Source organism: Deinococcus detaillensis, from assembly GCF_007280555.1.
In the GTDB taxonomy this organism is placed as follows: domain Bacteria; phylum Deinococcota; class Deinococci; order Deinococcales; family Deinococcaceae; genus Deinococcus; species Deinococcus detaillensis.
On record NZ_VKDB01000051.1, the window covers coordinates 1 to 9,011 of the forward strand.

A 9,011-nucleotide genomic window follows, 5' to 3' on the forward strand; every position below is an offset into this window, starting at 1 on the left:
GGCCTGCCGGCCTCCGGGTACCGGGCACTCAACCACGGACACATGATCGGCGAGGCTGAAGCTGGGGTCATCGACCCAGAGCGGTCGACCCCAGCCGAATGGCAGGCGCACCAACCGCTGTACCTGTCACCTGGCCCTGTGAGGTCCATTCAATTCCTGGCGTGCCCTCTCAACCACGACACCAGATCGGTGAGCGGCGCAGCGTCAATAGGGCGGAAGTTGTCGTCGATCAGGCTTGATGAGCTTCCCAGAGAATGGCCCAGACCCGGATACACCCTAAGCGTGGCGTCCGTATTTCCAGCGGCCTTCAGCGCCGTTCCAAGCGCACGAGCGCCTTGTTCGGGAACGTTCGAATCAAACTGACCCTGAAGGATCAGGACGGGCAGCTTAAGCTTTGGAGCCGCCTCCAGCAAGGTGGGCAGTGCACGGCCTGGAGCGTAAATTCCAAAAAAGCTGGCAAACCCCGTGTCGACCACGCCCTCGAGAATCTTGGGGGTGAGTTCGGTTGCGACGTCGAGCACACCGTTTTTGTTGGTATCGAGCAGCGGGTTGATGGCTATTTTACCCGTCTGAAACGCATTTGGGTCGCCGATATAATTCAGGATACCCTTGGCGACCAGCCCGCCTGACCCAGCCTGCACTTTGAGTAAGGTCGCGTCGGTCACTTTGCCGTCGGCAGCAAATGAACGCAGGTACGGCATGCCCACCTCACGGATCTGAAAGAGGAAGGTCTCGCGCCAGGAGAGCGCCAGCGGCCCCTGCACGATCAGCCCCGCGATTTCAGGATGCCGGACGACCAGTGCGGCGGCGACAGTGCTGCCCTCGCTCCAGCCGTACAGATAGATGTGCTTGGCGTCCACTCGTGGATTGGCCTTGGCGGCTTTCAGCACGTTCTCGGCGTCCGCGAGCATCTGCTTCATGTCCAGTTTGGTGTAATACTTCAGGGCGTCAAACTGGCCCGGCCCCGTTACGTAATGCTTGTTGTACCGCAGCACGGCGAACCCGCTGGACGTTGCGAAATCGCTGATCGTCTTGAAAATACTCGAGAGCTTGATGGGTTTGCCGAGCCCATCGAAGCTGGAAATGGTGGCGTCCATGTCTTCCGGTCCGGAGCCAGGAATCAGAATGACGGTTGGCAAAAGTGCCGCAGTTGAGCGCGGAACCGTCAGTTCGGCCTTGGTCTGCACATCGCCGAAATCTATGATAAGGGCTTGCCGCTCGAGCGTGGTCTGGGCTGGCGCACCGACTTGGGTGATGGCTGGTGCACAACCCACGGTCAACATCAGTGAAAGGCAAGCCGCTGCGCTGATGATTCCTACGCGGGTCGAACTATGGGTTCGGCTGGTCATGGTGTACTCCTGTTCGTTTTAGGAAGCTCTGAGTTGTGAACGCGGGGCGTGTATTCCATCTGTTGAAGGCTGGACCTGGCCTGTTGCTAGAGCGTCAGTGCTGCCCCGCGCCCGCGTCTCAGCGCCCGGCCTGCTCCACGGTGATCTGCCCGATGCCGCCGTCGATCTGAAGGTCGGTCCGGTTGCTGGCTCCTGCGTAACCGCTGGAGGTGTACGTGTCGCCGTCACGCTGGAAGTCGCCCAGTACCCGAACCGCCCCGATGCCGCTGTCGACCTTGATGCGGGCTTCCATGCTCCTGGGAAGCGTGACCAGGAGCTGCCCCACGCCACCATTGATTGCGGCGGTGACGATTCCGGTGGCGGGCAGGTGAACCGTCGCTTGGCCGACGCCGACCCTGAGCGACAGGTCCGTGACCTTCAGCCCCTCGAGATTGAGGGTGGATTCGCCCACACCCGTCTCGACCCTGAGAACGAGTGGAACGCTCGGCGTCAGACCGATGATCCAACGCGAGTTGATCAGGCCGTTGTTCCAGGGCAAAATGACATTGGGACCCGTGTTACGAGCGGCCAAGCTGACCACCTGGGTGTCGCCCCGCGTGCTGAAGGTCCGGTCCAGCCGGTCATTGCGGCCCAGGTTGAGGGTGCCGTCAATCAACTTGCCGCTGGTCGTCGGTCCGATGTCCAGCCGCCCGACGGTGGTTGCGAGCTGAATCTCGGCGCGGGCGGCGCTCAGGGGCAGGCTGACCGTCTGGGTGCTCGGCCCAGCGGGCAAGGCGGGGCGAATAAAGTACCAGCCGCCGATGACGACCAGCACCAGGCTCACCAGCACTAGCCCCAGCGTTCGTCCCCAGGCGTAGGGGCGGGTCAGCAGCGCCACGCCAATGCCGATCATCACCAGGGGCGTGCCGAAGCTCTCCAGGCCAATCACGTCGAAGAGGGCCAGCAGGCCAATCACGATCAGGACATACGCCCAGCGGCTGACTTTGGGTTGAGGCTTGGGGGTCGTGGGTGGGTTGTTCATCCGGGTGGGGGTGCGCTCGGCTGTACTCATGATCCTTCCTCCTGTGGCGTGAGCTGATCGGCGAGTTTCGTAAAGTCAACGACCAAACGGGGCTCAGAGCTTCTTCGACAATTCAGAGACGCTCTCAGCGTCAGATTTGTGCAACTTCCGCTTGCGTTTGGCTGCGTTGTCTGAACCGATAGCAACAGCAACAGCAACGGCCATTACAAGAAATACAGCTATAGTTGTACTCATATTTTCTCCCTACCCTACAAGTTTGCTGATTTGGTAGTAGAGTGCTGCGTGAACACTGTGAAGCGCGAGAAAAAGAATCGCCGGAACGAGAAAATAAGCTGGCCGATAAACCCTCCCCAAATCAACAACGAATTTGTCGCCCATCATTCCTAATCCAATCATCCAGAACACGTTCAAGAAGGCTGAGCCCATAAAGCCGATGAAGCTGATACTCCATATACTCTTGGGGAAAAAGTTCTGCGTCCCATACGAGAGAAAGTACAGACCTACTCCCAGGAGATATAACGCCAACCCCCACTGTTGACGCCTATTTGATAGGCTGATCAAAAAGGATAGCGGGATCGCGAATGTCAGAATCCGTAATACATTTTCTCCAATCAACAACGGACGTGGAATTCCCTCATTGAACTCGGCTGCTGTCAACGCATTCGGCAGGATATTCATAAGACCCAGACTGAAGAGCAGGGGCGGAAGCGTGGGCCAGATGCCACTGCTCCGAATGTTGGCCATTGTTGTATTCACAGGTCTGACGATCCTTTGCGGTCCGGGCCGCCAAAACCGGGTGCTCTCTGCCACAGACTGCGAGCGGCCTTTAGAATCTCGATCCAGCCCACGCCGATCAGGGCCGCCAGAGCGCACCAGCCCAGCCACGCCAGCGGCATGGGCGCGAAGCCGAAGAGTTGCCGGGCCGGGCCGAACAGTAATGTGGTCAGCAGCATGGCCAGCGTCAAGCCAAGCAGCAGCCACAGCACCCTATTCGGGACTAGCAACGTCTTGAACACCGGCAGCGTAAACGAGCGGTTGACCAGCACCAGAAAAATGTTGCTCAGAATCAGCGTGGTGAACACCAGCGTCCGAACCAGTGGGACTGCCTCGCCCTGAGTCATGGCGGCCCAGTACACACCCAGCACCGCCGCCGTGATCCCCAGTCCCTGCAAAACGCTGCGGCCCAGCGCACGTCCAGCCAGAAAGCTTTCGGTGGGTCTGCGGGGTGGCCGCTGCATCTGCCCAGCCTCGGCGGGTTCATTCTCAAAGGCAATGGAACAGGTTGGCCCCATCACCAGTTCCAGCACGATGATATGGATGGGACTCAGGAGATTTTCCAGCCGCCAGCCCAGCAGCAGCGGCAAAGCAACCGTCAGGATGATCGGGATGTGGATAGAGACGATGTAAGCTACCGCTTTCTGGAGGTTCTGATAGATGCGGCGGCCCTGCGCCACGGCGTCCACCATGGAACCCAGATCGTCATTGACCAGCACCAGCGAAGCGGCCTGACGGGCGACCTCGCTGCCGCGCTGCCCCATCGCCACGCCGATATCTGCCGCCTTGAGTGCTGGGCCGTCGTTCACGCCGTCGCCGGTCATGGCCACCACTTCACCGCCCGCCTTGAGCGCCTGCACCACCCGCAGCTTGGCTTCCGGGAACATCCGGGCAAAGATGGTCATCTGGCTGGCCAGTGGGATCAGTGCAATCTGATCCAACGCCATCACCTGCTGCCCAGTCACCACCTGGTCTGCGCTGGGCAGGCCCACCTGACGGGCGATCGCCTGGGCCGTTTCCGGTGAGTCTCCGGTGATCATCTTGACCTTAATTCCAGCTTCCACGAGCGCCCGAATGACTGCGCCCGCATTGGCTTTGGGCGGGTTCTCCAGCGCTACCAGGCCCAAGAACACCCAGGCGAAGTCGTCTTGCTGGGCGGGAAATTCGGCGGAGGTCGGGGTAGCCTGCGCCACGCCCAGTACCCGGTAGCCCTGCGCGGCGAGTTGGTGCGCCACGCTGCGAATCTGATCTGCCGCTTGTGCATCCTGATAACAGACCGCCAGCACATGCTCGACGGCTCCCTTCGCGGCCACAATCTGTTGGCCCCCGACCTCGCGGATGTGCGTCATCATCGGCGGCGTTCCGGCCAGCGGGTACTCGTGAATCATCGGAGCTGCTTGAGCGGCGCTTGCCGGATCGGCAGTAGTGAAGGCCGCCACGATGGCTTTTTCCATGGCGTCAAACGGCTCGGTTTCACTGGCCCAGCGGGCGTAAGTCAGCACCTTCAGCGCCGTTTCTGACAACGGGCCGGGAAACGGCAGCGTCGTCCCAGTCTGGTGGGCATACACCTGACGCAGCGCCATTCCTTGCTGCGTCAGGGTGCCGGTTTTGTCGGCACAGATGACGGTGGCCGAACCCAGGCTCTCAACAGTCTGCGGCTGTTTGGTCAGCACACCCATACGGCTCAGTCGGGCCGCGCCCAGCGCCATAAAGGAGCTGAAGGCGACTGGAATTTCCTCGGGCAGCACCGACATCGCCAGCGTCAGCCCAAACAGCAGCGCCGTCACCCAGTCGCCAGAGCGGGCATAATTGATGCCCCAAACCAGCAAAAAGGCCACCACGCCGATGTAAGCCATACGGAGAACGAAAGTGTTGATCTGACGCTGAAGCGGGGTTTTTTCGGTCTGAAGGCTCTCCAGACTACGCCCGATCCGGCCCAGTTCGGTCTGGGCACCCACCGCCGTCACGCTCATCCAGGCGCGGCCCGTCGCCGCGTTGGTCCCTGCAAACACCCCGTCGCCCCCTGATTTGTGGACTGCCACCGATTCGCCGGTCAGCACCGATTCGTCTGCCGTGAAGTCCCTGGGTTCATGCACGGTGCCGTCGGCGGGCAGGCGGCTGCCTTCCTCAATCAGCACGGCGTCACCCACCACGATTTGCTCCGTGGGAAGGCTGACCAGCAGGCCGCTGCGCCAGACTTGCGCTTTCGGCTGAGTCAGGTCACGCAGTGCTCCCAGCGCTTGATCACTCCGGAGCGACTGGTACACCGAGATGCCTGAAACGAGCAGCAGGGTCACCCCAAGCGTCACCGCTTCCTTAAGCTCGCCCAGCCCGAGGTAAACCGCGCTGGCCAGCAGCAACAGCACAAACATCGGTTCAGTCACGACCTCCCGCATGGTCGCCAGCAGGCCAGGCGAGCGCCCACTGCTGAAGACATTCGGCCCATGCGCGGCGCGTGACTGTCCAACCGCCTCATCAGTCAGGCCATGGACGAGGGCGGTCGTGGGGGCATCCGCAGACGCCGCCTTCTGATCCGGACGCTCTATCACGACCTGCTCCGCCTCACGCATCTGAGGCTCGCCTGGCTGTCCCAGCTTGCCGCACCACCCAGCCCCTCACTTGAGGGGCCCCCGAAGAATTCGCTGGCCTTAAGGTGGGATAGACTTGATTCACTGGGCAGGCGGAGAGCGGTGAAGGCGTGGAGTGGTCATGCGCAGACTTCCGGGGTGGGCAATGTTTGCCAAGCGTCTGCTCTATCCAGCATGGACGCGGCGGACTTCGGCGTCCGCACCACCAGCACCGGTACCTCGACCCGGCGCATGACCCCCTCGGTGATACTGCCGCGCTTGAAATGGGCCAGACCGCTGCGCCCATGCGACCCCATCACCACCAGGGCGACCCCCTGCCGCTGAGCCACATCGGCGATCGCCTGGGCCATCTCGGGAGCGCCGTCGTCCACATACAGCAGTTCGGCAGTGGGATACTTCAGCGCCGTATGGGCCACTTCAAGCCTTTGTAGGCCCTTGGCCTGCATGCGCCTGCGGTCTTCGGCGGGATCGTAACTGGAGGTCGGCTCCCCATACGTCACGGCGGGGCGCGGCGAGACATACAGTAGGGTGACCGAGCTGTTGTGGCGGCGGGCCAGGTCGGCGACGACCGGCAGGGTGAATGCAGTGAGCGGGCTGCCGTCGATGGGAACGAGAATGTGATCAAACATGATGAACTCCTTCTTGCTGTGGGTAGAGAACAGCTTCAGTCCCGCACTACGCTGGCCAGGACGCCGAACTGGGAATAGAGCTGCTCAGTGTGAAGGCGGGTCGGAAAGCGGACGTGAACGCCGCAGCATTCGTGCAATGGGGAAAGCACACCCCGCAGCTGTGAGCAGCACAGCGACGGTGCTCTACACGTCCGGGCTGAAGGTGCTGAGTCGTCGGTACTGTGAGCATGAGGTCTCTGTTGGGCGGTGCAGGTGAGCCGGAACGGTTGAGCAGAAGCCCACCCTGACGTCGTCTGCTGACGCGCAATATCGCAGCAGGATGCCAGACACTCAAGAGACCTGAGGAAATGGCGCGGTGAAGGTGAACTTGAGCCGAGCCGAATTCAGTAACCGGGCCAGGTCATCGTGGGCAAGCCGTAATGCGCGTAGTAGGCATTCCAGAACGCCGCGTCGTGCCAGTTGCTCAGAACCGGATCGTACAGGGGGGCCGCCTCAACAGTGTCCAATGTATGGCCCAGTTGCACTTTCAGCGGGTGCAGATTGGTGATGTCCTCCACGGGAGCCAGGAAGACCCGGTCGCCAAGCCCCAGGAAGCCCCCTGCGCTAATCTGCAAAAAGCGGACTCTATGGTCTTTACGATCGACGAACAGAGCGCTGACGTGCCCGATATCTTTGCCAGCCGAGTCTGTGACGGTGTGGTTACGCAGATCCTGGGTGGAGATGAAGGTGAGATCAGTGTCGCCGAGTTTGACTAGGGCGACGTGATCGATGGTGGTCTGGGGCGTCACTAGGGTCGGGGTCATGACGGATTCTCGTGGCCCGTGGCCGTTCCGTCGGCGGGCTGGATGTAAGCGCAGGGGAGCTGCTGGGCGGCCAGGTCGAAGGCCTCGCTGAGGATGCTCTGCTGGCTGATACTCACGAGCGGTTCACCGCCCTTGTACCAGGCGAAGCCGGTGAGGGCGACTGGCCTGCCTTCCAGGCCGTTTTGCTGGATGACGCGGACCAGGGTCAGTTGCGCTGGGCTGAGGTCGTTGATCCAGGCGGGAGCCGCATTCGTGAACGTCTGGGTTGTGTTCATGGTTACTCCTTGAGGATAATTTGGTCTGGACAGGCAGCGTGAACGGGCACAGGCACAAAGTCAGCGCCGGTTTAGTCGGGCCTGCCGCTACAGGTTGAGGAATCCCGTGGCCGTACTCAGCACCCAGAGCAGTCCACCTAAAAAGGACATCAACCTTCCTGTGGACGCGGTGGGAGGTGTACCTGGTTGAGCCACACCGTGTTATCGCGATCGTCACCGTTTCCGGCCTGCACGATCATGCCGCACTTGATGTGACCTACTGGATTCAGATAAGACCTCCGGAGTTCACTTGAGTGTCTTCAGTGAGACTTGCAGGATCTGCCCCTGCCCTTCGGTAGGTGCTGTGTGTGGGCGGCTGAACAGGGTATACGGTTACAGGGAAGTGAGGTCTCTCCTACTGACCGAGTCGTTCAGCGCTGCGCCGGTACCGCCCTGGCCCTTGACGCCGTGACACACCGGTAGTGTTGGCTTTGTAGCTGACCGAACCGCCTGGCGTGCCGGTCATACCATTGCCTCCTGAGGATCGTTCACCGCGTTCCAGGCATTGCGTCCAGGCGCTTGGATCAGCAGCACTGGCACGCTGACCTGCCGCATGACCGATTCAGCGACGCTGCCCATGAACAAATGGGCCAGTCCGCTGCGTCCATGCGTGCTCATGACTACCAACCTGGCCCCGCACCGATCGACCTCCTGCGCGATGACCCTTTCAGTCTTGAGATCCTGCTGTTCACGCCAGACGACCTCGGTGCCGGGGTAGTCCAGTATTCGCCGGGCCGCCTCGAGAATGCGTTTGCCCTCGGCCAGCAGCAGGTCCTGTTCTTCAGAGGAATGGGAAGGGTAAGCGACCCCCTCGACCTGAGGAAGAAAGCGCGGCACGACGTAAAGCAGGGTCAGTTTGCTGCGGTATTTGCAGGCGAGGTCGGCGGCGACGGGCAGGGCCAGGTGGCTCAGTGGACTTCCGTCGGTGGTCACCAGGATATGATCAAACATAGACTTCTCCTTTGTGGCGTACCCTCAGGGTGGCCCTGGGCTGTTACCAGGCCGTTACGGTGCTGGAGCTGGGTTACTTTCTAAATCTGCACATCGCCAATCCGTGCTTTCTATCAGCACACCCCGCCAGCCATGTCCTGAATGCGCTACCTGATCCAACGGTGAGCACCGCGCAGGCCCCGCACGATCAGGTTGGTGTCCCCACAGGGCCACTGCCGCCACCGCCAGCAGAGGGCTTCAGGGCTACCGCCAGAACTTGGCCTCCCTGTTCTCCTGATTAACGTGCTCTCGGCAAGTGACTGAAGCGTTACCGTGCGCTGACCTTCTTTCCAGCCTGGTTTCAGCAGTCGCGCGTATTCGGAGGGACGCCGTCTGCGCCAGAACACCGTCCCAGCGGCTGACGCCCGACCTGTTTGGGCGGTACGGCACCACCTGAACGGGAATGCGTGCGTTCAGCAACACCTGCTCCACGACCTGACCGAGCCTCCTTCCGGTGCGGCTCCCCTGACCGTGCAGGCCGATCACGATCAGTTCTGAGCCCAGTTGATCGGCCACCTCCAGGATGGCCAGCGCGACCCCATG

10 protein-coding genes are annotated in these 9,011 nt (G+C 61.3%); all 10 read right to left on the minus strand.

What is annotated here, in order from left to right; genetic code table 11:
• Positions 1-111: wax ester/triacylglycerol synthase family O-acyltransferase (locus FNU79_RS19845; RefSeq protein ID WP_225430178.1), on the minus strand; the 111-nt coding region annotated here is incomplete at its 3' end.
• A gap of 38 nt (positions 112-149) precedes the next feature.
• Complete coding sequence (locus FNU79_RS18360) at positions 150-1,349, minus strand: alpha/beta hydrolase family protein (protein ID WP_143722248.1); 1,200 nt, start codon at positions 1,347-1,349, stop codon at positions 150-152.
• 118 nt (positions 1,350-1,467) lie between these two features.
• Complete coding sequence (locus FNU79_RS18365; RefSeq protein WP_143722249.1) at positions 1,468-2,400, minus strand: hypothetical protein; 933 nt, start codon at positions 2,398-2,400, stop codon at positions 1,468-1,470.
• A 213-nt stretch (positions 2,401-2,613) separates the two neighbouring features.
• Complete coding sequence (locus tag FNU79_RS18370; protein ID WP_143722250.1) at positions 2,614-3,048, minus strand: hypothetical protein; 435 nt, start codon at positions 3,046-3,048, stop codon at positions 2,614-2,616.
• A 74-nt stretch (positions 3,049-3,122) separates the two neighbouring features.
• Entirely contained in the window at positions 3,123-5,693 is a 2,571-nt protein-coding gene (locus FNU79_RS18375; RefSeq protein ID WP_225430177.1) for a cation-translocating P-type ATPase, read from the minus strand.
• Positions 5,694-5,851: 158 nt separating this feature from the next.
• Positions 5,852-6,361 carry a universal stress protein gene (locus tag FNU79_RS18380; protein ID WP_143722252.1) on the minus strand — a complete coding sequence of 170 codons (510 nt, stop codon included), beginning with the start codon at positions 6,359-6,361 and terminating at the stop codon, positions 5,852-5,854.
• Positions 6,362-6,744: 383 nt separating this feature from the next.
• Positions 6,745-7,164: a PRC-barrel domain-containing protein gene (locus FNU79_RS18385; RefSeq protein ID WP_143722253.1), complete on the minus strand. Its 420-nt coding sequence runs from the start codon at positions 7,162-7,164 to the stop codon at positions 6,745-6,747.
• Positions 7,161-7,439, minus strand: a complete 279-nt coding sequence (locus FNU79_RS18390; protein ID WP_143722254.1) for a hypothetical protein — start codon at positions 7,437-7,439, stop codon at positions 7,161-7,163. Before FNU79_RS18390 ends, FNU79_RS18385 begins: the two co-directional genes overlap by 4 nt.
• Before the next feature lie 501 nt (positions 7,440-7,940).
• Positions 7,941-8,429, minus strand: coding sequence for a universal stress protein (locus FNU79_RS18395; RefSeq protein WP_143722255.1), 489 nt, complete (start codon positions 8,427-8,429; stop codon positions 7,941-7,943).
• A gap of 243 nt (positions 8,430-8,672) precedes the next feature.
• Positions 8,673-9,011 (minus strand): universal stress protein (locus tag FNU79_RS18400; protein WP_185974811.1); only part of this gene is annotated, 339 nt, incomplete at its 5' end.